This is a genomic window from Lactococcus hircilactis (genome assembly GCF_009601015.1).
Classification (GTDB): Bacteria; Bacillota; Bacilli; order Lactobacillales; family Streptococcaceae; genus Lactococcus; species Lactococcus hircilactis.
In genome coordinates this window covers 1-26,745 of record NZ_WITJ01000002.1, presented here as the reverse complement: position 1 = coordinate 26,745, position 26,745 = coordinate 1, and the positions used below count along the sequence as shown (strand labels likewise).

Annotated in this window: 28 protein-coding genes and 1 tRNA gene; 26 read left to right on the top strand and 3 right to left on the bottom strand. The window is 38.3% G+C overall.

Annotated elements, in window-relative coordinates; translation table 11 throughout:
* The first annotated feature begins 20 nt into the window (after positions 1 to 20).
* The 21 genes from mvaD (at position 21) to GHI93_RS01100 (ending at position 18,388) form a co-directional block, all read left to right on the top strand.
* Positions 21 to 977 carry a diphosphomevalonate decarboxylase gene (gene mvaD / locus GHI93_RS01200; protein ID WP_153494844.1) on the top strand — a complete coding sequence of 319 codons (957 nt, stop codon included), beginning with the start codon at positions 21 to 23 and terminating at the stop codon, positions 975 to 977.
* Positions 970 to 1,989 (top strand): mevalonate kinase family protein, encoded by a 1,020-nt coding sequence (locus tag GHI93_RS01195; RefSeq protein ID WP_153494842.1) that lies wholly within the window; start codon positions 970 to 972, stop codon positions 1,987 to 1,989. The genes mvaD and GHI93_RS01195 overlap by 8 nt, the downstream gene beginning before the upstream one ends.
* Positions 1,986 to 3,035 (top strand): type 2 isopentenyl-diphosphate Delta-isomerase, encoded by a 1,050-nt coding sequence (gene fni, locus GHI93_RS01190; RefSeq protein ID WP_153494840.1) that lies wholly within the window; start codon positions 1,986 to 1,988, stop codon positions 3,033 to 3,035. The genes GHI93_RS01195 and fni overlap by 4 nt, the downstream gene beginning before the upstream one ends.
* Before the next feature lie 100 nt (positions 3,036 to 3,135).
* On the top strand, positions 3,136 to 3,762 hold the full coding sequence (locus GHI93_RS01185) for a superoxide dismutase (RefSeq protein ID WP_153494838.1): 627 nt from the start codon (positions 3,136 to 3,138) through the stop codon (positions 3,760 to 3,762).
* Between the two features lie 192 nt (positions 3,763 to 3,954).
* A complete protein-coding gene (rarD, locus tag GHI93_RS01180) occupies positions 3,955 to 4,848 on the top strand; it encodes an EamA family transporter RarD (protein WP_343030290.1) in 894 nt (297 codons plus the stop codon).
* A 334-nt stretch (positions 4,849 to 5,182) separates the two neighbouring features.
* Positions 5,183 to 6,529 carry a DEAD/DEAH box helicase gene (locus GHI93_RS01175; protein WP_153494836.1) on the top strand — a complete coding sequence of 449 codons (1,347 nt, stop codon included), beginning with the start codon at positions 5,183 to 5,185 and terminating at the stop codon, positions 6,527 to 6,529.
* Between the two features lie 106 nt (positions 6,530 to 6,635).
* On the top strand, positions 6,636 to 7,115 hold the full coding sequence (locus tag GHI93_RS01170) for a YdcF family protein (protein WP_170272356.1): 480 nt from the start codon (positions 6,636 to 6,638) through the stop codon (positions 7,113 to 7,115).
* A 36-nt stretch (positions 7,116 to 7,151) separates the two neighbouring features.
* Positions 7,152 to 7,901, top strand: coding sequence for an SIS domain-containing protein (locus tag GHI93_RS01165; protein WP_153495144.1), 750 nt, complete (start codon positions 7,152 to 7,154; stop codon positions 7,899 to 7,901).
* Positions 7,902 to 8,071: 170 nt separating this feature from the next.
* Positions 8,072 to 8,926 (top strand): transporter substrate-binding domain-containing protein, encoded by an 855-nt coding sequence (locus GHI93_RS01160; protein ID WP_153494833.1) that lies wholly within the window; start codon positions 8,072 to 8,074, stop codon positions 8,924 to 8,926.
* A 95-nt stretch (positions 8,927 to 9,021) separates the two neighbouring features.
* On the top strand, positions 9,022 to 9,921 hold the full coding sequence (locus GHI93_RS01155; protein ID WP_153494831.1) for an amino acid ABC transporter permease: 900 nt from the start codon (positions 9,022 to 9,024) through the stop codon (positions 9,919 to 9,921).
* Positions 9,921 to 10,679 (top strand): amino acid ABC transporter ATP-binding protein, encoded by a 759-nt coding sequence (locus tag GHI93_RS01150; protein ID WP_153494830.1) that lies wholly within the window; start codon positions 9,921 to 9,923, stop codon positions 10,677 to 10,679. Before GHI93_RS01155 ends, GHI93_RS01150 begins: the two co-directional genes overlap by 1 nt.
* A gap of 264 nt (positions 10,680 to 10,943) precedes the next feature.
* Complete coding sequence (locus tag GHI93_RS01145) at positions 10,944 to 11,273, top strand: PTS sugar transporter subunit IIB (protein WP_153494828.1); 330 nt, start codon at positions 10,944 to 10,946, stop codon at positions 11,271 to 11,273.
* A gap of 95 nt (positions 11,274 to 11,368) precedes the next feature.
* The gene (locus GHI93_RS01140; RefSeq protein WP_153494827.1) at positions 11,369 to 11,719 is read left to right on the top strand and encodes a PTS lactose/cellobiose transporter subunit IIA; all 351 of its coding nucleotides are present in this window, start codon (positions 11,369 to 11,371) and stop codon (positions 11,717 to 11,719) included.
* An 89-nt stretch (positions 11,720 to 11,808) separates the two neighbouring features.
* Complete coding sequence (locus GHI93_RS01135) at positions 11,809 to 12,537, top strand: MurR/RpiR family transcriptional regulator (protein ID WP_153494825.1); 729 nt, start codon at positions 11,809 to 11,811, stop codon at positions 12,535 to 12,537.
* 306 nt (positions 12,538 to 12,843) lie between these two features.
* Positions 12,844 to 14,223 carry a PTS sugar transporter subunit IIC gene (locus GHI93_RS01130; RefSeq protein WP_153494823.1) on the top strand — a complete coding sequence of 460 codons (1,380 nt, stop codon included), beginning with the start codon at positions 12,844 to 12,846 and terminating at the stop codon, positions 14,221 to 14,223.
* A 46-nt stretch (positions 14,224 to 14,269) separates the two neighbouring features.
* Positions 14,270 to 14,539: a hypothetical protein gene (locus GHI93_RS01125; RefSeq protein WP_153494821.1), complete on the top strand. Its 270-nt coding sequence runs from the start codon at positions 14,270 to 14,272 to the stop codon at positions 14,537 to 14,539.
* On the top strand, positions 14,532 to 14,750 hold the full coding sequence (locus GHI93_RS01120; protein ID WP_153494819.1) for a hypothetical protein: 219 nt from the start codon (positions 14,532 to 14,534) through the stop codon (positions 14,748 to 14,750). Before GHI93_RS01125 ends, GHI93_RS01120 begins: the two co-directional genes overlap by 8 nt.
* 19 nt (positions 14,751 to 14,769) lie before the next feature.
* Complete coding sequence (locus GHI93_RS01115) at positions 14,770 to 15,168, top strand: hypothetical protein (RefSeq protein ID WP_153494818.1); 399 nt, start codon at positions 14,770 to 14,772, stop codon at positions 15,166 to 15,168.
* 13 nt (positions 15,169 to 15,181) lie between these two features.
* Positions 15,182 to 16,285, top strand: coding sequence for an L-glyceraldehyde 3-phosphate reductase (gene mgrA, locus GHI93_RS01110; RefSeq protein WP_153494816.1), 1,104 nt, complete (start codon positions 15,182 to 15,184; stop codon positions 16,283 to 16,285).
* Positions 16,282 to 16,866 carry a histidine phosphatase family protein gene (locus tag GHI93_RS01105; protein ID WP_153494814.1) on the top strand — a complete coding sequence of 195 codons (585 nt, stop codon included), beginning with the start codon at positions 16,282 to 16,284 and terminating at the stop codon, positions 16,864 to 16,866. The genes mgrA and GHI93_RS01105 overlap by 4 nt, the downstream gene beginning before the upstream one ends.
* A 1-nt stretch (position 16,867) precedes the next feature.
* Positions 16,868 to 18,388: a 6-phospho-beta-glucosidase gene (locus GHI93_RS01100; protein WP_153494813.1), complete on the top strand. Its 1,521-nt coding sequence runs from the start codon at positions 16,868 to 16,870 to the stop codon at positions 18,386 to 18,388.
* A gap of 238 nt (positions 18,389 to 18,626) precedes the next feature.
* Here GHI93_RS01100 and GHI93_RS01095 read toward each other — a convergent pair.
* Together GHI93_RS01095 and GHI93_RS01090 are read right to left on the bottom strand one after the other, a co-directional pair.
* Positions 18,627 to 18,697: transfer RNA gene (locus GHI93_RS01095), tRNA-Cys, on the bottom strand.
* 44 nt (positions 18,698 to 18,741) lie between these two features.
* A complete protein-coding gene (locus GHI93_RS01090) occupies positions 18,742 to 19,041 on the bottom strand; it encodes a GIY-YIG nuclease family protein (protein WP_153494811.1) in 300 nt (99 codons plus the stop codon).
* A 119-nt stretch (positions 19,042 to 19,160) separates the two neighbouring features.
* Between GHI93_RS01090 and GHI93_RS01085 the strand changes: the two genes are divergently transcribed.
* The 3 genes from GHI93_RS01085 (at position 19,161) to GHI93_RS01075 (ending at position 23,355) form a co-directional block, all read left to right on the top strand.
* Entirely contained in the window at positions 19,161 to 19,802 is a 642-nt protein-coding gene (locus tag GHI93_RS01085) for a hypothetical protein (protein ID WP_153494809.1), read from the top strand.
* Positions 19,803 to 19,946: 144 nt separating this feature from the next.
* Entirely contained in the window at positions 19,947 to 22,778 is a 2,832-nt protein-coding gene (gene uvrA, locus GHI93_RS01080; RefSeq protein WP_153494808.1) for an excinuclease ABC subunit UvrA, read from the top strand.
* Positions 22,765 to 23,355: a uracil-DNA glycosylase family protein gene (locus GHI93_RS01075; protein WP_153494806.1), complete on the top strand. Its 591-nt coding sequence runs from the start codon at positions 22,765 to 22,767 to the stop codon at positions 23,353 to 23,355. The genes uvrA and GHI93_RS01075 overlap by 14 nt, the downstream gene beginning before the upstream one ends.
* Positions 23,356 to 23,424: 69 nt before the next feature.
* Here GHI93_RS01075 and GHI93_RS01070 read toward each other — a convergent pair whose 3' ends face one another.
* Positions 23,425 to 23,865 (bottom strand): GNAT family N-acetyltransferase, encoded by a 441-nt coding sequence (locus GHI93_RS01070; RefSeq protein ID WP_153494804.1) that lies wholly within the window; start codon positions 23,863 to 23,865, stop codon positions 23,425 to 23,427.
* 145 nt (positions 23,866 to 24,010) lie between these two features.
* On the opposite strand from GHI93_RS01070, the gene GHI93_RS01065 reads away from it, so the two are divergent.
* Both GHI93_RS01065 and GHI93_RS01060 read left to right on the top strand, forming a co-directional pair.
* Positions 24,011 to 25,138, top strand: coding sequence for an AI-2E family transporter (locus tag GHI93_RS01065; protein ID WP_153494803.1), 1,128 nt, complete (start codon positions 24,011 to 24,013; stop codon positions 25,136 to 25,138).
* Positions 25,139 to 25,205: 67 nt separating this feature from the next.
* The gene (locus GHI93_RS01060) at positions 25,206 to 26,546 is read left to right on the top strand and encodes a hemolysin family protein (RefSeq protein WP_153494801.1); all 1,341 of its coding nucleotides are present in this window, start codon (positions 25,206 to 25,208) and stop codon (positions 26,544 to 26,546) included.
* The last annotated feature ends 199 nt before the right edge of the window (positions 26,547 to 26,745 follow it).

Sequence of the window (26,745 nt, the reverse complement as noted above, 5' to 3'; positions counted from 1 at the left end):
AAATTTGATATAATAAGATTATGACAAAACAAGTAACTGCAAGAGCACATACAAATATTGCATTGATCAAATATTGGGGGAAAGCGAATGTAGCGCTCAATATTCCGACAACAAGTAGTTTATCGCTAACGTTGGATAAATTTTATACGACGACACGTGTTCAATTTACAGATCAAGCGCAAGATGAGTTAATTTTAAATTCTGTCAGTACTGACAGTACTCGTGTGAGTGGTTTTTTAGATCTCTTTCGTGAAAAATATGGTGATTTTCCAAAAATTTTAGTGACCTCTGAAAATCATGTGCCCACAGCTGCAGGATTGGCCTCTAGTGCGTCAAGTTTTTCAGCACTGACAGGAGCGATGTTTGGACTTTTAGAATTAAAGCCAGATGAAAAAGAAATGTCAATCATGGCAAGAAAAGGGTCGGGTTCAGCTTCTCGCTCAATTTTTGGAAATTTTGCAGTGTGGAATAAAGGCTGGGACGATCAAAGCTCATTTGCAGCGTGTTTTTATGATGAGGACATTCAATTGACGATGATTGTCGCAGAACTTTCTTCAGAACGAAAAAAAATGTCTTCCACTAAAGGCATGCAATTGGCGCAAACGGCACCAACCTATGCAGATTGGGTTAATAAATCAGCTGTCCAGCTTGAAGAAATGAAAAATGGGATTATTAAAAGAGACATTGAAAAAATTGGACGTATTGCACAAGATAATGCACTAGGAATGCATGAACAAAATCGACTTGCGCGTGAGCCGTTTGATTATTTTACAAGACAAACGTTTGAAATTATCGAGTTTACGAAACAGTGCTATAAAGAGGGATTCCTTGCTTTTGTGACGATAGATGCGGGTCCAAATGTGAAAATCATCACGGATCGGGCAACAGAACGTCAATTGCTTGAAAAATTGCACCAAAATTTTCCTCAAATCCGCTTTGAAGTCGCTCATGCTGGCGAGGGGCTGAAATATGTTTAAGGAAGTCACGATTCAAGTCCCAGGAAAGCTTTTTATTGCTGGCGAGTATGGTGTCACAAGACCAAACGGAAAAGCGCTGGTTGCAGCGATAGAAACGCCCTTTTTTGTCTCAGTAAAAGAAAGAAGTGGATTATCAAAATTTCACACGAATGTGGGATTAGAAGATTTTGAGTTTGACGTGAATCACTTTGAAGTGCCAAATCATTCATGGAATTTTGCGACACAAGCGCTAAAAAATTGTATTGAGTTGATCCAATCAGAAAAAAATGATCAGTTTTCAGAGTTAAAACATCCACTGCCACAACTTTTGATCTCAATTGAGAGTGATCTTGGGTTTGGGGAAAATAAAAAGGGATACGGATCTTCTGCGAGCGTTGTGGTCGGTGTCACACAGGCTGTCAATCAGTTTTTGGATGGCAAAATTCGAGAAGATCTTCAATTTGAAGCGGCAGCAAAAGCACATCGCGAGGTTCAAAAAAGTGGCTCAATGGGCGACGTCGCATCCATTACCACACATGGCGTCATTTTTTATCAAGCGCCAGATGAACACTTTAAAAACTGGAAAATTGAGACGCAAGAATGGAAAAAAAACAACTGGTCCACTTATATCGTACGCACTGGAAAAAGTGTGAAGACTGCTGAAAAATTAACACTGTCACTTCCAGAATCTTTTTTTGAAAAAAGTGATCAGCTTGTTGAGAAAATTGCTGCGTTGAAGTTAAAAAACTGCCCTCCTAATCGCCGTTTTTCAGTATTTAAACAGTTAATTTTGGAAAATCAACAGTTGTTAATCACACATTTACCACAAGGATATGTGACTGAAAAATTAGCATTTGCTTTGACACTAATCAATGAAAAATCCAATTTAGTAGGAAAAATTTCGGGCGCTGGTTTTGGTGAAAATATGATTGTTTTTGCAAAAAATGAGAAAGAAATCAATGAAATCAAAGAAAAATTAGAACAAAATGATATTATTTTAGAAAAAATTAGAATTTTGGATGAAGAACGATGAGAGAAAAAGAAATTCATCAGCATAGAAAAGATGAACATTTATCATTGGGAATAAAATATTGGAAAAATCAGCGGAATGAACACTTTTCAGGACTGCGCTTTTCAGATGTGAGGATGGTTCCACAAGGATTACCTGAACTTGCGCTTGATGAGATTGATTTATCCGTTCGTGCTTTAAATACAAGGTTTGAACAGCCTTTTTACATTGAAGCAATGACGGGAGGATCGACTTTTGGAGATAAAATAAATGCTCAACTCGCAGAAATTGCAGCAGCTCAAAATTTGCCGATGGCTGTGGGATCACAGTCTATTGCGATTAAATATCCAGAACTTACTGCGGGATTTCAGAAATTAAGAAAGATTAATCCCGATGGATTTATGTTTGCGAATTTGGGAGCACATCATAATTTAGAAGCTGCAAAACGTGCAGTTGACATGCTTGAAGCAAATGCGCTTGAATTGCATATCAATGTTGCCCAAGAGTTGACAATGAAAAATGGAGAAGGGGATCGTGATTTTTATTGGTTAGAAAATATTAATGAAATAGCGAATAAAATTAATGTTCCTCTCATTGTCAAAGAAGTTGGATTTGGTTTTTCTAAGGAAATGTTTCATCAACTCTCACAAACTGCAGTATCTGCAATTAATGTTGGCGGGAAAGGTGGAACGAATTTTGCTTGGATTGAGCATCAACGTGGGGGAGAATTTGAATTAGAAGACTATGGTTTCACGACCGTAGAGAGTCTTTTGGAAGCACAGCATGCTCAAACTCAAAAAACGCTAATTGCCACAGGAGGAATAACCGCAGTTTCAGACATTGTCAAGGCTCAGTTATTAGGGGCAGATTTGGTCAGTGCTGCAGGATTTGTGCTCCATCAATTGATGGAAAATGGCAGTGATCCGCTTCAAATGAAACTTGAAAATTGGAAAAAAGAGTTAAGAAGGTATTACGCATTGCAAGGGGTAAAAAACAAAGCTGCATTGAAAAAAAGGCCAGTTTTATTATCAATGGAAGCGCAATATTTTTTGGAACAACGGCGAAAATAGCAAGCAGATTATTTGGCTTGAGCAGGATAATTGCTTATAATTAGAATATCATTAAAAATAAGTGAACACGAGTTCATTTTATAAAAATTGGAGGACGATTATGACTTACACATTACCCGAATTGCCTTATGCATACAATGCTTTGGAACCATTTTTTGATGAAGAAACGATGCGTTTACACCATGATAAACATCACGCCACTTATGTCAACAACTTGAATGCTGCAATTGAAAAACATCCTGAATTATTTGAAAAATCAGTGGAAGAATTGGTCGCTCATTTGGATGAATTGCCTGAAGATATTCGAGGCGCTGTACGTAACAATGGCGGTGGACATTTGAATCACACTCAATTTTGGAATTGGCTTCGTCCAAATACGGATGGTTCTCGTAATCATGCCGATGCTGAAATTGGAGATGCGATTGCAAAAGAATTTGGAGATTTTGAACACTTTAAAGCAGAATTTAAAGCAGCTGCAACAGGACGTTTTGGATCAGGTTGGGCATTTCTTGTGGTTGATTCAGAAGGAAAATTAAAAGTGGTTTCGACAGCTAATCAAGACAATCCAATCACAGATGGATTAACACCAGTGCTTGGGCTTGATGTTTGGGAACACGCCTATTACCTCAAATATCGCAACGTTCGTCCTGACTATATTGAAGCTTTCTTTAATCTTGTCAATTGGGATAAAGTCAATGAACTCTACGCAAAAGCGCTCCAAAAATAAGGTTTTGTCAGTACTGACAGACGATAAAAAAATTGAAAAACAAATCTAGCGATTTGACGGATAAAACGGGAGCTGAGATCTCCCGTTTTGTCTGTTTTTCATCGTACTTTTTCTAAATTTATATCGTCAAAAATTTCTGTCAGTACTGACAGAAATAAATAAGACAGTTTTAGGAATCAAAAGGATAAGAAAGTGAAAAATCAACGAAATTTTGGAATTTTATTAGGGGTATTCTGTTATGTTTTGTGGGGGGCGCTAGTGTATTATTGGCATCTTTTATCCCATGTGAATGCGATTGAAGTATTTTCATATCGCATTATTTTCACGATTTTGAGCATGATGGTCTATTTTATGTTGACAAAAAAAACCAAAAAACTAGGTCATGAAATAAAAACACTTTATCATCAAAAAAAATCGTTTATTTTTGCGCTCATCGCGAGTTTATTTTTAGGAGTCAATTGGGTTGTTTTCATTTATGCGGTCAGTGTGAGACAAGCGACTCAAGCAAGTATCGCAGGATATATCATGCCTCTTGTTTCAATTTTTTTGGCGCTTGTTTTCTTAAAAGAATCTCTTGATCGTTATATGATCATTTCGATGGGACTTGCGTTTATCGGAGTGATTGTGATGGTTGTAAACAGTGGACATTTTCCACTTTTAACGTTAGTTATGTCAGTCTGTTTTCCAATTTATGGACTATTTAAGAAATTTTATCGTCTTTCAAGCGATACAGCAATGGTATTTGAAAGTTTGGTTTTATTGCCATTTATTCTCATTTTTATCTTATTTTTTGCAAAACATGCGTTTTGGAATTATGATCTAAAAACCATTTTTTATTTGGTCATGTCAGGCCCAGTGACAGCAATCCCATTACTATTGTTTGCAGAAAGTCTCAAACGTGCACCACTCAGTTTAATCGGCTTTATTCAATATCTTAATCCCACCATCTCCCTTGCCATTTCTGTGACATTACTGGGAGAATCGCTGAGTAGGGCTGATTTTTACAGTTTGATTTTTATTGCTTTGGGAATCATTATTTTCATCATGGGACAAATTCCATTGCTGAGAAAGAAGCAGATGTCATAATCTCGCTTTTTTTTGATATAATAGAGTGCGCGCAAATAAAAAGTGTCAAGAAAGCTGAAATTTTTGAACCTGTTTGCACAGAACCAAAAAATTCCTTCTTTCTTGTCCCTTTTTAAGCGATTTGCACTTACATCTTGATATAATAGAGTGCGCGCAAATAAAAAGTGTCAAGAACGCTGAAATTTTTGAACCTGTTTGCACAGAACCAAAAAATTCCTTCTTTTTTATTTCGTTTACCCAGTGGTCCTCCTCTTTTTTATCCTGGATGAGTCCGCCTTTTGTGGAAAAGCTGCGTCAAAGAAAATGAAAAAAGTTAAAAAACAGAAAGAAAATCATGAAATTCACAGACTTTAAATTTAAATCTTATATCAACGACACGTTAGAAGCGATTGGCTTTACACAGCCAACAGAAGTTCAGGAAAAATTAATTCCGATTGTTCTTTCAGGACGTGATTTGATAGGAGAATCAAAAACAGGATCAGGAAAAACGCACACCTTTCTTCTACCCATCTTGCAATCAATTGATCCGGAAAAAGCAGAGGTTCAAGCGGTTATTACTGCCCCGTCGCGCGAACTTGCCACACAAATTTATCATGCCGCACAAGAATTCACAAAATTCAATCCTGCTTTGCGCATTTCAAATTATGTTGGAGGGACAGATAAAGCACGTCAAATCAAGAAATTAGAGCAAAATCAGCCACATTTGGTCATCGGAACACCAGGTCGAATCCATGATTTAATCGGATCAAACGCACTATTGGTGCATACCGCACACACTTTTGTAGTGGATGAAGCAGATATGACACTGGATATGGGATTTTTGACAGATGTCGATCGGATTGCATCAAGCTTTGGCAAACACGTTCAAATGCTTGTTTTCTCTGCGACAATTCCACAGAAATTACAACCATTTTTGAAAAAATATTTGCATCATCCACTGATGGAAAAAATTGCAAATCATGCTGTCATTGCTGACACGATTGAAAATTGGTTACTTTCAACAAAAGGTGTTTCAAGAAACGAGTTGCTTTTAAAAATCACAAAAATCATCAATCCATACATGTGTATGATTTTTGCGAATACAAAAGATCGGGTTGATGAAATTCACCAGTTTTTATCAAGTAATGGATTAAAAATTGCCAAAATTCATGGGGACATTCCTCCACGTGAGCGTAAACGAATCATGAATAGCATCAAAAATCTGGATTATCAATATGTTGTGGCCACTGATATTGCTGCCAGAGGAATTGATATTGAAGGAGTTTCTCATATTATCAATGACGAAATTCCTAAAGATTTGACATTCTTTGTTCATCGTGTTGGACGTTCTGGACGAAATGGTTTGATTGGGACAGCAATTACACTGTATGCACCATCAGATGATGCTGCCATTCGAGAAATTGAGAAAATGAATGTCACCTTTGAGCCTAAAGCCATCAAAAATGGTGAAATCGTAGCTTCTTACGATCGCGATCGTCGTGAAAATCGAACCAAAAAACAAGATGAATTATCAACAACAACTAGAGGAGCACTGGCCAAAGCTAAAAAACGCAAACACGTAAAACCAGGCTATAAACGTGCAATCAAATGGGCCGTTGAAGAAGAAAATAAACAAAAACGTCGTGCTGCACGAAATAAAAACAACCGCAAAAAACGTGAAAGTAAAAAACAGACGTTTTAATCACAGGGGTTTAAAAGCGCTTGTATTTTTAACGGGCTGCATCTTTCTCTATTTTTTGTTTTGTTTGGGTCTTGTATGTTCAAAAGTCAATGATCGTCCGACACGGTTGAGCGGATATCAGACGATATTAGTTCTAGGCTCAGAGATTACAGGCAGTTCAAAAAATCCACTTCCTACACCAGTTACCAAAAGCAGATTGGATGCAGCACTCAAAGTAGCTCAATTCAATCCTCATGCAAAAATTGTTCTTTCTGGTGGAAAAGGAAAAAATGAACCCGTTTCTGAAGCTTACGGCATGGAAAAATACTTAGAAAAACATTCTGTCAGTACTGACAGAATAATCAAAGAAGACCACGCTATAAACACTTACACTAATCTTAGAAATTCAAAAATTTTTTGCAGTAAAAAAACACTATTAATCACGAGTGATTTTCATTTAGCCCGAAGTCTTACTCTTGCTAAAGCACAAGGATTAAAACTGACAGGATACGCCGCAAAAACGCCACAAAGAAGTCTTATCACACTGAGCTATTTTTATGTTCGCGAAACGATTGGCATGGGACGCGCCCTCATATTTGGACGCTAAACAAAGCGGTTTATGGCAACACTTATTGAAAGGAAAATGATGTTTCAACCAGAAGAAGTAAGCAAACTCAACACTCTTGAATCCCTTGTTTTTGATTTCATCATTAAATCACCTGAAAAAATACAGGAAATGACGATTCGAGATTTAGCCAGTCAAGTCCACGTCTCCACCTCAACAATTGTTCGTTTGTGTACGAAACTTGGGTTTGAAGGATGGGCAGATTTGAAATTTTACATTAAAGGTCAATTTCGAGAAAAAACGCCTGAAGAACAACACTATGACAATATGTTAGAGTTTGACATGTTTTTGCGCCGAATGAACACACAGCAGTACCAAAACAAACTCAATCAAGCAGCAAAAATGATTGCTAAAGCAGATTATACTGTTTTTTTAGGTCTTGGAACGTCAGGATCACTGAGCGATTACGCAACAAAATATTTTGTGAATACAGGCATTCGGAGTTTTGTGATTTCTGATCCTTTTCAAGCCATTCAGGTCAAAGGACTTGGAGAGGTGGTCGCAGTCATTTTATCCGTCTCAGGAGAAACGGACCAAGTCGTCAATAAGGAACTTGAATTTAAAGCAGAAGGGGCAAAAATCATTTCGATCACAAATAACGAGGACACCACCGTTGCCAAATTGGCCGATCTCCAAATTTCTTATAATCTCGTGATGGAGTGGTCCAAACAATATCCTCTTGGCAATTTGACCACCCAACTTCCAGTCCTTGCGATTTTAGAAATTTTATCTCATAAAGCCATTGATTTTGTAGTTCAAGATTCATAAAAAAGATCATTCTCAAAAGGAATGTTTTTTTTGAAGATCAAAATCCGGCCCTTTTCTAACGTAAATTTTCGCCATAAAATCATTTCAGAACCATGATAAAAAAAAGTTATGACGAAGTCAAAAGGAACATGATAAAATAATGAGTAATTTAAAAAATAGGGAGTATTGGAATGAAAATAAAAAAAATATCACTTGTTGCACTCAGTATTGTCGCATTGACAACACTTGCAGCATGCGGTTCAAAAAATGCGAATCACACGTCATCGCATCAAAAAAATAAAACCACCATTGTTGTTGCATCAGACGGATCAACCAAACCCTTTGAATATGCAGATGGACAAGGTAATTTGACGGGTTATGACATTGAGGTCGCCAAAGCTGTATTTGCAAAGCTTCCGCAATACAATGTAAAATTCCAAACGGTTGATTTCTCAGGCATCACACCAGGCATCACAAGTGGACGTTATCAAATGGGAGCAAATGATTTTGGATGGACCAAAGAACGTGCACAATCTTTTAATTTTTCAAGTCCAATCTCAAAATCTAACGATGCAGTCGCTGTGAAAAAAGGACATTATACAGATTTAGCCTCATTGGCTGGAAAATCAACGATTGGAAATCCAGCATCAAATTATTCTAAAGAAATTGAAAGTTGGAATCAAGCTCATCCTAATCAAAAAATCATGATTAACTTTGCTTCAGATCAAACGTCTATCAATACACGATTAAACCAAATTGAATCTGGAAAAATTGATTTTATGCTTTATGATAAAATTTCCCTGACACAAGCCATTAAAGAACAAGGATTTGATGATCTAAAAGTTCAAAGCATTAATGATACGACTGGAGATCCAGCCCATGATGGTTACGAATATTTTATCTTTGGACAGGATAAAACAGGACAACAGCTCAAAAAAGATGTGGATGCACAGCTCAAAAAACTTCAAGCAGACGGAACATTAAAGCAACTTTCTAAAAAATATCTTGGCGGGAATTTTGTCCCAGATGCAAGTCTTTTTAATTGAAAAGATAAGAAAGATTGAGTACGATTAAGGTGGAGGGTGAGATGAACGAACGCATACATTTTTTGAATTCGATTGAAAGGGATGGAAAATAAGAAATGACACGAAATAAAAAAATTCTTTTGGGTGTGATTTTGCTCATTATAATCCTCCTTTTGCCAAGTATTCCCTTTTTAGTGATTCAGGGACAATACAGTTTTAGTGAGTTTTGGAATATTTTCTTTACAAAAATCTTTAGTTGGAAAGCTTTTCTATCTGCTTTTGGCCCGATTGCAAAACAAATTCCAAATTCTATTATTATCACTTTTATTGCGATGCTGATTGGCTTGATTTTAGGACTCGTTTTAGCTTTAATTAAATTGAACAAAATTCCTATTTTAGATCAATTGCGTGCACTTTTTGTTAGTTTTATTCGAGGAACACCGATTATCGTTCAACTCTTTTTGACTTATACAGGAATTCCTTTGATTTTAAAAGCCATTAATATGAATTATGGGACAAATTATAATGTGAATAGTATTCCTGCAATGCTATTTGTCATCATTACATTTTCTCTTAATGAAGCAGCATACGGATCTGAAACCATTCGAAGTTCGATCCAATCCGTAGATCGTGGGCAAATTGAAGCAGCAAAAGCACTTGGAATGACGAATGTTCAAGTTTTCATGCGCGTGACCTTTAAAGAAGCGTTGACAGTAGCCACAGCTCCACTTGGAAATGCCTTGATTGGCCTTTTGAAAACAACGTCTTTAGCCTTTGTAGCAGGCGTTGTTGAAATGACCGCTCAAGCTCAAATCATCGGAGGGTCAAATTTTAGACAGTTTGAAACCTACTGTGCACTTGCTTTACTTTATTGGCCAATGTGTATTATTCTTGAACTTTTGATCCGTTGGATTGAAAAGAGTCTCGAAATTGATATGTCAGAAGGCAATCGGAAAATACGAACGACCATCAGAATCTCAAGAAACAGTAATCCATTGGATAGAGGAGGATTATAATGATCAAAATATCAAATCTAACCAAGGAATTTTCTGGCGTAAAAGTTTTAGATGGTTTGAATCTTGAAATCAATGAGGGAGATGTCGTTGCGCTCATTGGGGCATCTGGAGCAGGTAAATCGACTTTTTTACGATCAATTGATTATCTTGAAGAAGCAGATTCTGGCATTATTGAAATTGATGATTTCAAAGTTGATCTCTCAAAAATAACGAAAAAAGAAATTCTAGAGCTTCGAAGAAAAACAGCGATGGTTTTTCAACAATTTAATCTTTTTGAACGAAAAACAGCGCTTGAAAATGTCATGGAAGGCTTAACTCAAGTCAAGAAAATGAATAAAGAAGAAGCAAAAAAAATTGCTGAGGAGACACTTAAAGGAGTTGGACTTGCCGAACGAATGGATTATTATCCAAAATTCTTATCCGGAGGGCAAAAACAACGGGTTGGCATCGCGCGTGCAGTTGCGATGAATCCAAAACTTCTATTGCTTGATGAACCTACAAGTGCACTTGATCCTGAGCTTGTTTTTGAAGTTCAAGAAACCATTTTAAATCTTGCAAAGCAAGGTCAAACGATGGTCATCGTCAGTCATGAAATGGATTTTGTCTATAATGTTGCAAGTAAAGTTCTCTTTCTTGAAAAAGGAAAAATTATTGAAGAAGGAACACCACAAGATGTTTTTTACACACCAAAAAATCCACGCGTGAGAGATTTTTTGACGCGGCATAATAAAACCATGGAAGTTGGAAACTTTTTATAATTTGAATAAAAAATAAAAATGAATACAATCATGTGTGAAAAACCACATGATTTTTGTTTTTTATCTTAGAAACAAGTTTCTTTTGAAAAATGAAAGAAGAGAAAAAAGCTTATAATAAAAGGCTCGTACACGCTTATAGGGAAGAAAAGAGACCGTAAAAATAACGATGATGACGCTTGCATTTACATAGTGAAAGCGATATAATAGAGTTATAAAAAAGAGGATATGAATTATTTTCCGATAAAATGAAAGAGGATTTGCTATATGGCTCAAAAAGTTATCGCACTTGCATGTGCTGCTGGAATGTCAACATCATTATTAGTTTCAAAAATGCAAAAAGCTGCTGCTGAAAAAGGAAAAGATTATGAAATCTTTGCAAAATCAACAGCTGATATTGACAATATGCTTGCTGGAGTAGGTTCAGCTAAACCCGATGTTCTGTTGTTAGGCCCACAAGTGGCTTTCATGAAAGGTGAAGTTTCTAAAAAAGCTGCTGCCGCTGGAGTTCCCATGGACGTGATCAAAATGCAAGATTATGGCATGATGCGTGGAGATAAAGTCCTCGTTGCTGCACAAGCATTGATGGGTGAATAATTGAATGAATCATAATAAGGAGCGTGAAGCTCCTTTGTTATGTCAAAAAATAAAAAATTTGTTTCAGAAAATGAAACAAATCAAAGGAGAAAGAAATGAGTGATAAATACGAAAATCCGACAAGTGATGAGTACATGGAAGTTGTCATGGGAATTATCATGAGTGGTGGAAATGCTAAAGGACTTGCTTTTCAAGCGATTCAACAAGCAAAATCAGGTGATTTTGAAGCTGCTGAACAATCTTTAGCACAAGCGAGCGACGAGTTGCGCAATGCTCATGATGTTCAAACAGACCTTTTAACACGCTTGGCACAAGGTGAAAAAATAGGCTGGAACCTCTATATGGTCCATGCTCAAGATCACCTCATGAATGCAATCACGTTTAAAGATCTCGCTGGAGAAGTGGTGGGTCAAGAAAAACGACTGCAAGCACTTGAAAATAAATAATTTTAAAAAGAGTGAGTTGCTTTGCAGCTCTTTTCTTTCATCGGAAACTTTTTTTGCTATAATTAAAAAAAGAATGAAAGGAGTGAATCATGGGATTTTTTGGCAATATTGATTTTCAAAATCTAACGTACACAGAACGCGTCATCTATAATTATTTAAAAAATAATACAGATAAAATCCCGTACATGCATGTGAGAGAAATTGCAACACAAGCTCATGCGGGATCATCATCTGTGATGCGATTGATTCATAAAATGGGATATAATTCTTTTAATGAATTTAAAACCTATCTCAAGAAAAATGAAATCAACGCATATAATGAAACGAATTTTTATCAATTTTCTTTAAAAGATTATCCAGATAATCTCTCAGATATTTTGGAAGACATGGCTAGACAAATTGTAGAATCTGATCATTTGATTTTTACAGGAATTGGAGCAAGTGGTTTAATTTGTGATTATGCTTCAAGACGCTTTGCAGGCATTGGAATTAATAGTTTTTCGTTTAGTGATGTGACCTATCCGATTGCTTCAAAATTAAGAAATACAGTAGATACGTTTGTCATTGCACTTTCTATCTCTGGTGAAACAAATGAAATTATCGAGGTTTTAACTCAATTGCGAACCAATAAAGACATTACGATTGCTTCAATAACGGGAAGATCAAAATCTACGATTGCTGATTTAAGCGATATTGTTTTGCCTTATATTGTAGAAGAAAGACGTGTGGATCTTCATTTTGACCTTTCGAGTCAACTGCCTGCTGTTTTTTTAATTGAGCAACTCTCAGAGCTGGTTTATCGGAAAATGAAAGAATGAACGATAGAAAAATATCTTTTTTTAAAAATAATTATTTGAATATTTTGATATTTTGGTACATTTCGTACCTAAAATGGAACTGTACCAAAATCAAAAATTGTAATCCAAAATATGTGTAAGCGCTTGAAAATGAGAGCTATTTAATATAAAATAGTCTTGTAATAGATTATGCCACACACTTGAGAACACACTTTAACCGATCACTAAAGTTCCTTATCTTTGCGCAGACATCACGATGAATAAGAAATCAAATGGAGTGTTGTGACGAATATTGTATTAAATATTATATAAGGAGCATTTATTAAAATGAATGATTTTATTCAAAACAAAGTTATGCCTCCGATGATGAAATTCTTGAATACACGTGCCATTAGTGCAATCAAGAATGGGATGATTTATCCTATTCCATTTATTATCATCGGCTCGGTTTTCTTGATTTTGGCCAACCTTCCTATCCCAGCACTCGCTACTGCGATTAATAATTCAGGATGGGGCCCGCTCATGGGACAAATCAACAACGCGTCTTTTGGCATTATGGCCCTTCTTGCAGTATTTGGAATTTCATATTCTTATGTTAGAGATGCAGGTTTTGAAGGTGTTTCAGCAGGGCTGACAGGGATTATCTGTCACATCTTGCTTCAACCTGATACGATTAAGTCAGTTGTCTCAATCACAGATCCAACGAAGACTTCAACGGCTTATCAAGTTACTGGTGTTATCAATCGGACGTGGCTTGGCGGTCAAGGAATGGTTCTTTCGATTATTGTTGGCCTTTTGGTTGGGTTTCTTTACACTGGATTTCTACGTCGTAATATTACGATTAAAATGCCTGAACAAGTCCCATCAAATGTATCAGCGTCCTTTACTGCCTTGATTCCAGCAGCAGTGATTATCACGCTTGCAGGTTTGGTCAATGCTTTCTTTGTCAAAGGACTGCAGACCACATTTGTAGAGTGGGTTTATAAAGTGATTCAAACACCATTGCAACACGTGACGGATGGTCCTGTTGGCGTATTTGTTATTGCTTTCTTGCCAGTATTTATCTGGTGGTTTGGAGTTCATGGTGCCGCTATTATTGGAGGAATCATGGGACCATTGCTTCAAGCAAATGCAGCAGACAATCAATATGTCTATCATTATGATACCGTTCATCATATGGCATTTCGTCTTGGACAAACGGTTGACGGACACACAACACACATTGTTACGCAAGCTTTCATGGATCAATATCTGACTGTTACGGGTTCTGGATTGACGATTGGTCTTGTCATCTTCCTCCTCGTCGGTGCGAAATCTGTACAGATGCAAACGTTAGGAAAGATGGAAGTGGGACCTATGATTTTCAATATCAATGAGCCTGTCCTGTTTGGATTGCCTGTTGTTTTGAATCCAATTCTTGCTGTTCCATTTATCTTTATGCCTTTAATTTCAGGTGTTTTGACTTATTTAGTGATCATGTTGCATATCATTCCTCCATTTACAGGGGCGATTGTTCCATGGACGACACCAGGTATTATTTCTGGCTTCCTTGCGGGAGGTTGGCAAGCTGCACTTTGGCAAGCCGTGATCTTTGTCATTGCGATTGTCGTTTACTGGCCATTTTCAAAAGCATACGATAATATCTTGCTAAAAGAAGAAGCAGAACAAGAGGCTGAAATTCAAGCTGAAAAAGCTGAAAAAGCTTAAAATAAAGACAAGTCCAAGGGCTTGTCTTTTTGGGAAGGAGAGCATGATGAAAGCAATCATAGGGCAACAGACGGTCGATGCGTGGTGTGTCACGCACACAGAGGATGAAGCGTATGAAGAGTGGGTACAGCATTATTTTGATAATGGAACAATGATGTGGCATCCCAGACATCCTGAGCAACTTCGCTTTAGTTTGATGTTTGGTGGGCAAGCACGCGTCGGAGATTATTTGGTCCAAAACGGACCGAGTGATTTGAAGGTCGTTTCACCTAAAAAATTTGCAAAAGAATATAGGATTGTTAAAACGGATGAATGAAATTTTAAGTCAATTGCTAGGTATGTTTTTAGGGTTAGTGATGCTTGCTATTGGAATTTTGATGCTAAGAGATGGGAAAATTACACGAAAAAAACGCATTCCATCCGTCTATTTGGATGGATTTCGTGGACTTTGGTTTGGTCAAGGATTGAAGATCTTCGGTATCTTCTTTGTGATTGGTGGCATTGGGATTTTATCGTCATTTTTTTAGATTAGAAAGGAAGAATGAAATGAAAGCAAAATTGGGAGATTGTGTTGTTGATGTTTGGAAAATCGGGACAGATAAGCCGACAGATGAGGAAGCTTGGGTGATTGATGCATTTGAAAAAAAGCAACTGGCCTGGTCAGGAAAACTCGTCATGACGGCGCTTGAAAAGCGAAAATTGAGAGAAAATGGACTACAAAGTGAGTCTGCAAGCGCTACAGAACAGGCGTTTTCATGGATTTTATTTTATGCGACACCAACAAGTTTTGCGAATGCTTATGCTTATGATATTTATCTCGTGGTCAACCAAGCGCGGATTCCAGGATTTGGTCAGCTTGGGGAATATCTGGTCAAAGCACCTTTGGGTGATTTGGAGGTTTATTCTGAGAAGAAATTTGAAAAACAGTTGAAGGTAATCAACTGAATAGGGAGAAAAAATGACTTATACACCTAATGCACAACGTTATGATAAAATGATTTATCACAGAGTCGGAAAGTCAGGCTTGTTGCTGCCTGCGATTTCGCTAGGACTTTGGCACAATTTTGGCTCGGTCGATGATTTTGAAAATGCGCGTGCGATGATTCATACGGCCATTGATTTAGGCATTACGCATTTTGATTTGGCGAATAATTATGGTCCAAAACCGGGTAGCGCGGAGTCTAATTTTGGACGGATTTTATCGGAAGATTTTTCTAATAATCTGCGTGATGAGCTGATTATCTCAACAAAAGCAGGTTATAAAATGTGGGATGGTCCTTATGGTTCATGGGGCAGCAGAAAATATTTGTTGTCAAGTCTTGATCAGTCACTTTCTAGGCTTGGTATAAAGTATGTGGATATTTTCTATTCGCATAGGCCAGATCCTGCGACGCCAATGGAGGAGACGATGGGGGCGCTGAAAACGGCACTTGACAGTGGCCGTGCACTCTATGTGGGAATTTCTAGCTATAATCCTGCGCAAACACAAAAGGCTGTCGGCATTGCAAAAGAGCTAGGCTTTAAGCTCCTCATTCATCAGCCGAATTATTCGATGTTTGATCGTTGGATTGAAAACGGTCTGCAAGAAGTGTTGACAGATAACGGGATTGGCTCGATTGTCTTTGCACCACTTGCTCAAGGTCTGCTTTCGACAAAATATTTGAAGGGGATTCCAGAGGATTCACGGATTAAAAAACCTGGGGCATCTATGGATGCGAGTGTTTTGACCGCGGTGAAATTAAAGCAAATAGCTGCTCTGAATGATATTGCTCAAAAACGTGGGCAGAGTCTGCCTCAACTGGTGCTTTCTTGGGTGTTGCGTGATGACCCATCAAGGCGGGTTTCACCTGTTACGATTGCTCTGATCGGGGCATCAAGACCAGCGCAGATTGTAGAGAATGTTGCAGCGCTTGATAAGCTAGACTTTTCTATTGATGAGCTGAGTCAGATAGAGGAAGTTTTGTCTTGGGAGACAGAGATAGCAGCACAAAACAATCCATGGAAAAACTGGGTGGCTGAGCATCGCTCATCAGCAACAACTTGGGAAAAGAGAAAGAAATGAGTAAAACACTTTATCTCATGCGGCATGGCGAGACACTATTTAATCAACTCCATCTGATTCAAGGGTGGAGCGACTCGCCATTGACTAAGCGTGGGCAAGCACAAGCGCGGATTGCAGGGGAGTATTTTCTAAAGCAGGGGATCCGCTTTGATGCGGCCTATTCCTCAACGCAAGAGCGTGCGAGTGATACGCTCGAACGTGTCGTGCCAGGGCTTTCTTATCAACGGCTCAAGGGGCTTAAAGAATGGAATTTTGGCCGTTTTGAAGCGCAACCTGAGTTTTTGAATCCTAAGCCTCCTTATGGTGATTTTTTCAAGTATGCGGGCGGTGAAAGTCAGTCGGAGGTTGAGGAGCGTTTGTTTGAGACGCTGTCAGAGCTGATGGCGGTCTGCTCTGAAAGAAGTAAGGTGCTCGCTGTTTCTCATGGTGGAGCGCTGACTTGCTTTACACGAGCGACAGGAAACCAGCTTTCTCGGGGACTCAAAAACTGCTGTATTTTACAATTTCATTATGCAGACGGACAATTTACGTTAGAAAACGTGATTAATCACGATTTTAATCCATTAGAAGAGGATAATTAAGATGACATTAAGAAAAGATTTTTTGTGGGGTGGCGCAGTCGCTGCGCATCAATTAGAAGGTGGATGGAACGCGGGTAAAAAGGGGCCATCTGTTGCTGATGTGATGACGGCAGGTGCCAATGGCGTGGAACGTCAAATTACGGATGGGGTCATTGCAGGTTTAAATTATCCTAACCATGAGGCGATTGATTTTTATCATCGCTATAAGTCAGATGTGAAATTATTTGCGGAGCTTGGATTAAAGTGCTTTCGAACTTCCATTGCTTGGACGCGGATTTTTCCGAAGGGGGATGAGTTAGAACCGAATGAAGAGGGACTTCAATTTTATGATGATTTATTTGACGAATGCTTGAAATACGGCATTGAGCCAGTGATTACCTTGTCTCATTTTGAGCTGCCTTATCATTTGGTGACAGAATACGGCGGCTTTGGCAATCGTAAGCTGATTGATTTTTTTGTCAGATTTGCTGAGACGGTCATGACGCGCTATAAGGATAAGGTCAAATACTGGATGACTTTTAACGAAATCAATAATCAGGCGAATTATCTGCGTGATTTTGCTCCTTTTACAAACTCTGGGCTGAAATTTCCTGAGGGTGCGACAGCTTTTGAGCGCGAGAAATTGATGTATCAAGCGGCGCATTATGAGCTTGTTGCGAGTGCTTTGACGGTCAAAATCGGTCATGCTATCAATCCTGATTTTCAGATTGGTGCGATGATTGCGATGTGTTCGATTTATCCTGCGACGTGTAAGCCTGAGGATATGATGGCAAGCACGGTTGCGATGCAGCGGCGCTACTGGTTCTCTGATGTGCACGTGAGAGGACATTATCCCGCGTATTTGACGACGTATTTTGATAGGAAAAAATTCAATTTGGATATCACGCAAGAGGATCTGTCAGCTCTGACAGAAGGAAAAGTGGATTATGTTGGCTTTTCTTATTATATGAGCTTTGCGATTCAGGATCAAAAAGCTTCTGTCAGCTCTGACGGGACGGTTTCTATTATGCCGGGTCATGGAACAATTTTGCCAGAGTACGCGGCTGATGAGCTGGGTGCTCCGACTTTTGACTATGTGGAGGATCGTGATCTCGTCAAAAATGATTTTGTAAAGGCAAGTGAATGGGGCTGGCAAATTGATCCTTTGGGATTACGCTGGGCGTTGAATTGGTTCAGTGAACGCTATGATTATCTCCCACTTTTCATTGTGGAAAATGGCTTTGGTGCAATTGATGAGGTAAAAGCAGACGGCAGTATTCATGATCCGTATCGGATTGAGTACTTACGTGCTCATATCCAAGCAATGGAGGACGCAGTTGAATATGACGGTGTCAATCTCATGGGCTATACGCCGTGGGGATTTATTGATCTCGTGTCTGCGGGAACTGGAGAAATGAAAAAGCGCTATGGCATGATTTATGTGGATAAGGATAATGAGGGGAAGGGGACGCTAGAACGCCGGAAGAAAGAGAGTTTCGAGTGGTATCAAAAAGTCATCCAATCCAATGGAGAAGAACTATAAAAAAGTGAGGGATTCCTCACTTTTTTGTTTGAAAAATGTGACAAAAGATTGGAGCAGCGCTCGATTGTGAAATGTAGGTCTCAAGGAGTCTTAAAAACAAATTTGTATGTTATTTGGGTGTTTTTTTATCTGATTTAAACTTGAATGAAAACAGATAAATTGGATCATTTTTTTAATCTTAAAAAAAAATAAAAACCGCTCTGTTGAGCGATGTTTATTGTTATATAAATATTAAATAAGGCGACGGTCGGATTTGAACCGACGATTAAGCTTTTGCAGAGCCATGTGTTACCACTTCACTACGCCGCCACAACTCTTACATTATATCGAATTTGTCAGATAAAAGCAAGAATTTATTTTGTTTTGCGCGCTTGGAATTTTTCAAAGGTTTCTCGGATCATGTCGTCTTGGATCAATTGTAGTTTTTTTTGACGCGTTAATTTATGCTTGAACCACCATTCGCATTTGGTCGCAGAGGATTTATCAGAAAATTTAACAGTGGAAACGAGCGTGACAGGGAGCCTGGTTTTGGTGTACTTTGCACCCTTGGCAGCGTTATGTGTCGCCAGTCTTTTTTCGACGTTATCAGTAAAGCCACAATAAAGTGTTCCATCCGCGCAGCGTAGCACGTAAGTATAATAATCTTTTGACATAACGTCCCTTTCTACTTTCTCTGTTCTTATTATACCGTTTTAGGGGTTAAAAATCCTGTTGGAATTTTGAGAAGACTCGATTTTGGACACTTTTGCACTTCCTTGATATAATAGAAAGCATGATTACTTCACTTACGATTCTTTCATCCATTGCTATTATTGTCACTGCTATCATCGCGTTTGCGGAATATTTGGCAGGTAAGGCCCGTCACGAAAATACTCTCGCCATTGCTCGACTTGATAAACAAGAAGAGGATTTTATCAAATGGTTTTATGATTATTTGCACATGTCGCAGATTCTCATGCGTGTCACGATTCAGCTGAATATGGATCGACTTGAGCAGATTCATTTTGAAGATGCGACGGATTCGGGCAGTCAACGAAGAGTTGTCCGCATCAATGAAAACACACTTTCACGTGATCGCTATACAGCAGATTTGACGTATCAAATGATGATTCTCAATCTCATTATTGATGAACGAAAGTCATATTTTAAACGTGCAAAAGCAAGGATTCGAGAGAATCATGAGACGTTAATTCAGGATATTAATGATTTTTCAAAGGAAATTCATACCACTTATGATGAGCGCATGAAAGATGAGACAGCTGATTTTCGGGCGATTATGACGGATGCACGGACGCTTGCGAGAAAAACGGTCCAAGAGATTGAGCGCTCAAATCATGAGATGGGCGATCAGGTCAAAGAAGATTTACTTGCGCTCGAAGATGAAATCGAATCTCATTTTAGGAGAAAAAAATGAGCAACTTTCTTTTTTTAGAAATATATTAAATAATAACAATAAAAAATTGAAAAAATCGATAAAAAGTATATAATAGAGCATATATAAGTTTGAAAATAAAGAAAAAAACGATATTGTCAGTACTGACAAAAAGGAAAGACAAAAATGCCACAAGATAAGATAATCATTCACGGTGCGCGGGAGCACAATTTAAAGAATATTGACGTGACGATTCCACGTGACAAATTAGTTGTTGTTACAGGGGTTTCTGGTTCTGGAAAGTCGTCGCTTGCGTTTGAGACGTTATATGCTGAGGGGCAACGCCGCTATGTCGAGTCCCTTTCTGCTTATGCGCGTCAATTTTTGGGGAATATGGACAAACCGGATGTTGATAGTATTGATGGACTTTCTCCTGCAATTTCGATTGATCAAAAAACGACCAGTAAAAATCCGCGTTCAACGGTCGGGACAGTGACAGAAATTAATGATTATTTGAGGTTACTTTTTGCACGTGTTGGCGAACCTTTTTGTATCAACGGTCACGGTAAAATTTCAGCTCAATCTCCAGAAGAAATCGTGAATCAAGTTTTGGAATTACCAGAACGGACGAAATTACAAGTGTTGGCTCCGATTGTTCGTGCTAAAAAAGGGCAGCATCAGAAGGTTTTTGAGCGAATCCAAAAAGAAGGATATGTTCGTGTTCGGGTGGATGGCGAAGTTTTTGATGTGACAGAAGCGCCTGTGCTGGATAAGAATAAAAAACACACGATTGAGATTGTCATTGACCGTATTGTTGTCAAAGAGGGAATACGATCACGTTTATTTGATTCTGTAGAAGCTGCGCTGCATCAGTCAGAAGGCTATGTTGTGATTGACAAAATGGATGGAAAACCGCTTTTATTTAGTGAATTTTATGCGTGTCCAGTATGTGGATTTACAGTTCCAGAGTTAGAACCACGATTATTTTCGTTTAATGCACCATTTGGATCCTGTCCAGATTGTGATGGTTTAGGACTGAAGCAAGAAGTTGATGTGGATTTGGTCGTTCCTGACGAAACGAAAACATTGTCACAAGGGGCGATTTCCGCTTGGAATCCGATTTCTAGTAATTATTATCCTACGATGCTTAAGTGCATGTGTGACGACTTTGGGATTGATATGGATACTCCTTGGGAGGAACTTTCTGATGACGAAAAACAAATCATTCTTTATGGTTCAGGCGATCGTCAATTTCATTTTTACTATGTTGGTGATTTTGGAAATGTTTCGGATAAAAACATGGCGTTTCAAGGTGTGATAAATAATATTGAGCGACGTTTTCATGAAACCAGCAGTGATTATACACGCGAGGCACTTCGAGCTTATATGACAGAGCTGACGTGTACCACTTGTCATGGTTACCGGCTGAATGATCAAGCACTTTCGGTTAAAGTTAATGGAAAACATATTGGTGAAATTTCTAATCTTGCGATCGGAGATGGGCTTTCATTTTTGTCAGCACTGACACTTTCTGAGCAAAGTGAAATGATTGCAAAACCGATTGTCAAAGAAATCAAGGATCGATTGACGTTTTTAAAAAATGTCGGTTTGGATTATTTAACCTTGTCAAGAGCTTCAGGAACCTTGTCTGGTGGGGAATCTCAACGGATTCGATTGGCGACTCAAATTGGCTCAAATTTATCTGGCGTACTGTACATTTTGGATGAGCCATCGATTGGTCTGCATCAAAGAGACAATGATCGGTTGATTGAAAGTTTACAAAAAATGCGTGATTTGGGAAATACATTGATTGTCGTTGAGCATGATGAAGATACGATGAAAGCGGCAGATTGGTTAATTGATGTTGGCCCAGGTGCGGGAGATTTGGGTGGAGAAATTATTGCATCTGGCACACCAACTCAAGTCATGAAAAACAAAAAGTCTTTAACGGGACAATACCTGTCTGGTAAGCGCAAAATTCCTGTACCAAAAAACCGACGTCCCATTGATCAAAAACGAATGGTCAAAATCACTGGTGCTTCTGAAAATAATTTGAAAAATTTGGATGTCGAGTTTCCGCTTGGAATTATGACTGCTGTGACAGGGGTTTCTGGATCAGGAAAATCAACATTGGTGAACGCGATTTTGAAGAAGTCCTTAGCACAAAAGTTGAATCGGAATTCAGACAAGCCAGGAAAACACAAATCCATCAGTGGTTACAAAGAAATTGAACGATTGATTGATATTGATCAAAGTCCGATTGGACGGACACCGCGTTCAAATCCTGCAACCTACACCTCTGTTTTTGATGATATTCGTGGACTTTTTGCTGAAACTAACGAAGCCAAGATAAGAGGATATAAAAAAGGACGTTTTAGTTTTAATGTCAAAGGCGGACGGTGTGAAGCGTGTTCTGGCGATGGAATCATCAAAATTGAAATGCACTTTTTGCCAGACGTCTATGTCCCGTGCGAAATTTGTCATGGAAGACGTTACAACTCTGAAACACTTGAAGTGCATTATAAAGGAAAATCCATTTCAGAAATTTTGGATATGCGTGTTTCAGATGCGCTTGAGTTTTTCCGCCATATTCCAAAAATTGAGCGGAAATTGCAAACCATTGTTGATGTTGGATTGGGTTATGTGACACTTGGGCAGCCCGCAACGACATTATCTGGCGGCGAAGCTCAGCGAATGAAATTGGCCTCTGAGCTACAAAAAAGAAGCACAGGAAAATCTTTTTATATTCTTGATGAACCTACGACGGGATTGCACTCAGAAGATATTGCGACGCTACTAAAGGTTCTTGATCGTTTGGTTGATCAGGGCAATACAATCGTTGTGATTGAACATAATCTCGACGTGATTAAGTCCGCTGATTATCTCATTGATTTGGGACCAGAAGGTGGGGTTGGCGGTGGGACAATTCTTGCTCAAGGAACACCAGAAGCAGTCTCAAAAATCCCTGAAAGTTACACAGGACAGTATTTGAAAGCGAAATTAAATGACAACATTTGAGCAGATTTTTCAAGCCATCAAAGCAGATGAACAAAATAAAACCTTCACCGCACAAGGGATTGATCCGCTGTACTTTGTGCATGAAAACGCAAGAATTTGCTTGATCGGACAAGCACCAGGAAGAATCGCGCAAGAAAAGCATCAATACTGGGATGATTCTTCTGGCGATCGCCTTAGAGCATGGATGGGAATTGATCGTGAAACGTTTTATCACTCTGACAGAATTGCGATTGTCCCCATGGATTTCTACTTTCCAGGAAAGGGAAAATCAGGCGACTTACCTCCAAGAAAGGGATTTGCGCAAAAATGGCATCCAATGTTATTTGAGAAAATGCCTCAGTTAGACCTGATTGTGCTCATTGGACAGTATGCACAGAAATATTATCTTCACTTAGATACTTCACAAAAATCAACAGCTGTCGTCAAAAATTTTCAGCACTATCTTCCGCTCTATTTTCCCCTTGTTCATCCTTCTCCTAGAAATAATATTTGGTTGGCCAAAAATCCTTGGTTTGAACCAGAAGTGCTACCAGTTTTGAAAGAAAAAGTAAGTGAAAGATTAAAAAAGCAAGCTTAGCTTGCTTTTTGTCAGTACTGACAGCCGATGAAATCCGTTATTTCGATTTCTGTCAGTACTGACAGAAATTTATAGCGTGCGCGTCATCGTAATGTGTGCTATTCCAGCCTCTTCAAAGCTTTCACCTTCATCACGAAAATCAAAACGCTCATAAAATTCATGTGCAGTGAGTTGCGCATGCAATACAAGTGTTTCAAAGTGCTGTTGCGCCGCAAAATTAAGGAGTTCCTCCATGAGTGCCGTTGCAATATGCTGATTTCGTGCAGATTTAATGACAGCCATTCTTTGAATCGTTGCACTGTTGTGCGCATCATCAGGCAAAAGCCGCACAGTACCTAGTGCTTCGTGATGCTTATAAAAAATAAAATGAATTGCCAAAGCCTCTTGAATCGCATTTCCAACTTCCAACGCATAAGGCACTCCTTGTTCTTTTACAAAAACAGCATTTCGAATTTTTAGCGCATCAAAATAAGCCTCTGATAGCGTATCACGTGTGATTTTTATTCCCATAATTTCCTCTTTTGAGATGATTCATTTAAAACGCAGCCCACCCGTTTGCGAAATGAGCTTTTATTTATTATAATAAAGATTAACACAAAAATTAATTTTTGTCAGTACTGACAAAACATTCCAGAACAAAAAGAAAAAGGAAATTATGTTTAAAACCAGTAAATTATTTTTTTGGACCATCGAAATTTTAGCCGTTGCGCTCCTCATCTTTTTACTTACCAAAATTGGCTTTATTTTTCAGCCGATCCGCGTGATTCTTGCCCTCCTTTTTATTCCATTTATCATCGCAGGGTTTCTTTATTACATTTTCAATCCTGTGGTTGAATATTTAGAAAAGAAATTTAAAGTCAAACGGAGTATTAGTGCACTTCTTGTCATTCTTGTTTTACTTGGTGGCATGTATTTGATTTTTGCAACCATCATTCCAAATATCATTAATCAATTGACAGATTTGATTAATGCAACTGGAAATCTTTATCCACACGTCAGAGATTGGGTGGAATCTCTCGCAAAAAGCCCACGATTTAGTCAGCTGGCAAAACAAATCGACATCAATGGCTTACTCAACAAGATCAATATTTCTTATGTCGATGTGCTTCACAGTTTACTTAATAATATCACCATTAGCATTGGTGGTATTGTAGGTGTGATTTCAAGCATTGCTACGGTCATGATATTAGTTCCTATTTTACTTTATTATATGATTAAAGACGGACAAAAAATTATTCCATTTTTAAAATCTCATGTTTTGATTGAAGATAAATTAAATATTTTTGATCTACTTGAAACGATGAACAACACCATTTCACGGTACATCAGTGGTGTTGCATTGGATGCACTTCTTGTTTTTGTTGTCGTCTTCATTGGATATACGATTTTAGGAATTCCTTATGCCTTCTTGTTTGCTTTATTTGCAGGATTCACAAATCTCATTCCTTATGCAGGACCTTATATTGGCGTTTTGCCGATGATTTTTACCGTTGTGTTTGATCGCCCTTGGACTGCGGTCATTGCAACAGCTTACGTTTTGATTTTGCAACAAATTGATGGAAATGTGGTCTATCCAAAAATTATTGGGAGTGCCATCAAAGTCCATCCAGTCACTGTAATGGTACTTATGCTTATTTCAGGAAGTCTTTATGGAATTTTAGGAATGATTATTGCAGTACCCACGTATTCATTAGTGAAAGAAATCGTCAAATTCATCAACGGACTCTATCGCAACCACCAAAAACAGAAAAAAAGTAAAATAATTGACGGAAATATGTTATAATAGACACTATTGAACGTCTTTCCAAAAAAATATCGACCTTCAAAAAAGTAAAAAACTAGGAGCAAAAATGCCAAACCCGGATCCCGAGAGTTTTGAAATCCTCTTGCAGATTGTATTATTAATTTTTCTTACCGCCCTCAATGCCTTTTTTTCAGCAAGTGAAATGGCACTCGTCTCATTGAATCACTCCCGTGTTGAACAGCGCGCAAGTGAAGGAGATGCGCAGTATCTGAACTTACTGAAAGTGATTGATGACCCGACGCGGTTTCTCTCAACCATTCAAGTTGGAATTACTTTCTTAAATATCTTTGCAGGAGCAAGCTTAGCCGACAGTTTGACCGCGGCACTTCAGCCCATGATCGGGACAACACCCGCAGCATACAGCATCGCTAAATTTGCCATTTTACTAATTTTGACATTCTTTACGATCGTTTTTGGTGAACTTCTCCCAAAACGCATTGCACAAACCCTTAAAGAACAAGTAGCGCTCAAATTTGTCCGCCCGCTACAAGCCGTTGGAATCATCCTTCGCCCGTTCATCTGGCTATTAACCATTTCGATTAATGGCTTGGTTAAAATCTTGCCCGTAAAATTTGATGCCAGTGACGAAAACATGACGCGAGATGATTTTGAGTATCTTGTCAGTACTGACGAAACAGCGCTCGATGCTGAAGAACGTGGCATGTTAGCTGGGATTTTCAGCCTTGATGGCTTGTTAGCGCGCGAGATTATGGTGCCGCGGACAGATGCGTTCATGATTGATATTAACGATGATTCTAAAGAAAACATAGAAAAAATATTAAACGAAGCGTATTCCAGAGTGCCCGTATATGAAGATGATAAAGATCATGTTTTAGGTGTACTTCATACAAAAAAATTATTAAAATATGGTTTTTCAAATGGCTTTGATGACATCAATATCAAAGAAATGCTCCAAGAAGCACTTTTTGTTCCTGAAACAATAAAAGTAGATGATTTGATCCTCGAACTGCGAAGGACACATAATCAAATGGCGATTCTTCTTGATGAATATGGAGGAGTTGTTGGTATCGTGACGCTCGAAGATATGTTGGAGGAAATCGTTGGAGAGATCGAAGATGAATCAGATATTGCAGAAAAAGAAGTCTATCAACTCAATGAACGGATGTATATTGTTCAAGGAAAAATGACAATCAACGACTTTAACGAAGAATTTAGCACTCACCTTGAAAACGCAGATGTAGATACAATTGCAGGATATTTCGTCTCTACTACTGGAAGTATCCCTAATCGTGGCGAAAAGCAAAGTCTTAGAATTGACAATTTTGATGATCATTTTACCCTAATCAGTCTTGAAACGAATGGCAAACGAATTGTCAAACTGCGTGTAGAGTTTGATGAACCCACAGAAACTAAACCTGAAGAATAACAATGTTATTCTTTTTTTATCCCCAAAACTAACACCACAACCTACCAAAAAATAAAAGATTGCAAAAAAACACAAAAAAGATGTAGCTAAGAATTGACAAGAAAGAAAAGGTTTGGTATACTAATATAGTTGCTTGTTCGGGAAACCGAACGAGGGCGAAAAAAAGTCAGTTCGATCATATAAAATCCTTGACAATCGA

What these genes read in the sequence shown, in the direction of transcription:
- GHI93_RS01115 (WP_153494818.1), top strand. Translation starts at nt 14,770, where the DNA reads ATGAAAGCAAAATTGGGAGATTGTGTTGTTGATGTTTGGAAAATCGGG.
- fni (WP_153494840.1), top strand. Translation starts at nt 1,986, where the DNA reads ATGAGAGAAAAAGAAATTCATCAGCATAGAAAAGATGAACATTTATCA.
- GHI93_RS01120 (WP_153494819.1), top strand. Translation starts at nt 14,532, where the DNA reads ATGAATGAAATTTTAAGTCAATTGCTAGGTATGTTTTTAGGGTTAGTG.
- GHI93_RS01090 (WP_153494811.1), bottom strand. Translation starts at nt 19,041, where the DNA reads ATGTCAAAAGATTATTATACTTACGTGCTACGCTGCGCGGATGGAACA.
- GHI93_RS01130 (WP_153494823.1), top strand. Translation starts at nt 12,844, where the DNA reads ATGAATGATTTTATTCAAAACAAAGTTATGCCTCCGATGATGAAATTC.
- GHI93_RS01150 (WP_153494830.1), top strand. Translation starts at nt 9,921, where the DNA reads ATGATCAAAATATCAAATCTAACCAAGGAATTTTCTGGCGTAAAAGTT.
- GHI93_RS01075 (WP_153494806.1), top strand. Translation starts at nt 22,765, where the DNA reads ATGACAACATTTGAGCAGATTTTTCAAGCCATCAAAGCAGATGAACAA.
- GHI93_RS01100 (WP_153494813.1), top strand. Translation starts at nt 16,868, where the DNA reads ATGACATTAAGAAAAGATTTTTTGTGGGGTGGCGCAGTCGCTGCGCAT.
- GHI93_RS01135 (WP_153494825.1), top strand. Translation starts at nt 11,809, where the DNA reads ATGGGATTTTTTGGCAATATTGATTTTCAAAATCTAACGTACACAGAA.
- uvrA (WP_153494808.1), top strand. Translation starts at nt 19,947, where the DNA reads ATGCCACAAGATAAGATAATCATTCACGGTGCGCGGGAGCACAATTTA.
- GHI93_RS01140 (WP_153494827.1), top strand. Translation starts at nt 11,369, where the DNA reads ATGAGTGATAAATACGAAAATCCGACAAGTGATGAGTACATGGAAGTT.
- GHI93_RS01195 (WP_153494842.1), top strand. Translation starts at nt 970, where the DNA reads ATGTTTAAGGAAGTCACGATTCAAGTCCCAGGAAAGCTTTTTATTGCT.
- GHI93_RS01165 (WP_153495144.1), top strand. Translation starts at nt 7,152, where the DNA reads ATGATGTTTCAACCAGAAGAAGTAAGCAAACTCAACACTCTTGAATCC.
- GHI93_RS01160 (WP_153494833.1), top strand. Translation starts at nt 8,072, where the DNA reads ATGAAAATAAAAAAAATATCACTTGTTGCACTCAGTATTGTCGCATTG.
- mvaD (WP_153494844.1), top strand. Translation starts at nt 21, where the DNA reads ATGACAAAACAAGTAACTGCAAGAGCACATACAAATATTGCATTGATC.
- GHI93_RS01175 (WP_153494836.1), top strand. Translation starts at nt 5,183, where the DNA reads ATGAAATTCACAGACTTTAAATTTAAATCTTATATCAACGACACGTTA.
- GHI93_RS01060 (WP_153494801.1), top strand. Translation starts at nt 25,206, where the DNA reads ATGCCAAACCCGGATCCCGAGAGTTTTGAAATCCTCTTGCAGATTGTA.
- GHI93_RS01085 (WP_153494809.1), top strand. Translation starts at nt 19,161, where the DNA reads ATGATTACTTCACTTACGATTCTTTCATCCATTGCTATTATTGTCACT.
- GHI93_RS01125 (WP_153494821.1), top strand. Translation starts at nt 14,270, where the DNA reads ATGAAAGCAATCATAGGGCAACAGACGGTCGATGCGTGGTGTGTCACG.
- GHI93_RS01155 (WP_153494831.1), top strand. Translation starts at nt 9,022, where the DNA reads ATGACACGAAATAAAAAAATTCTTTTGGGTGTGATTTTGCTCATTATA.
- GHI93_RS01145 (WP_153494828.1), top strand. Translation starts at nt 10,944, where the DNA reads ATGGCTCAAAAAGTTATCGCACTTGCATGTGCTGCTGGAATGTCAACA.
- GHI93_RS01185 (WP_153494838.1), top strand. Translation starts at nt 3,136, where the DNA reads ATGACTTACACATTACCCGAATTGCCTTATGCATACAATGCTTTGGAA.
- mgrA (WP_153494816.1), top strand. Translation starts at nt 15,182, where the DNA reads ATGACTTATACACCTAATGCACAACGTTATGATAAAATGATTTATCAC.
- GHI93_RS01105 (WP_153494814.1), top strand. Translation starts at nt 16,282, where the DNA reads ATGAGTAAAACACTTTATCTCATGCGGCATGGCGAGACACTATTTAAT.
- GHI93_RS01070 (WP_153494804.1), bottom strand. Translation starts at nt 23,865, where the DNA reads ATGGGAATAAAAATCACACGTGATACGCTATCAGAGGCTTATTTTGAT.
- GHI93_RS01065 (WP_153494803.1), top strand. Translation starts at nt 24,011, where the DNA reads ATGTTTAAAACCAGTAAATTATTTTTTTGGACCATCGAAATTTTAGCC.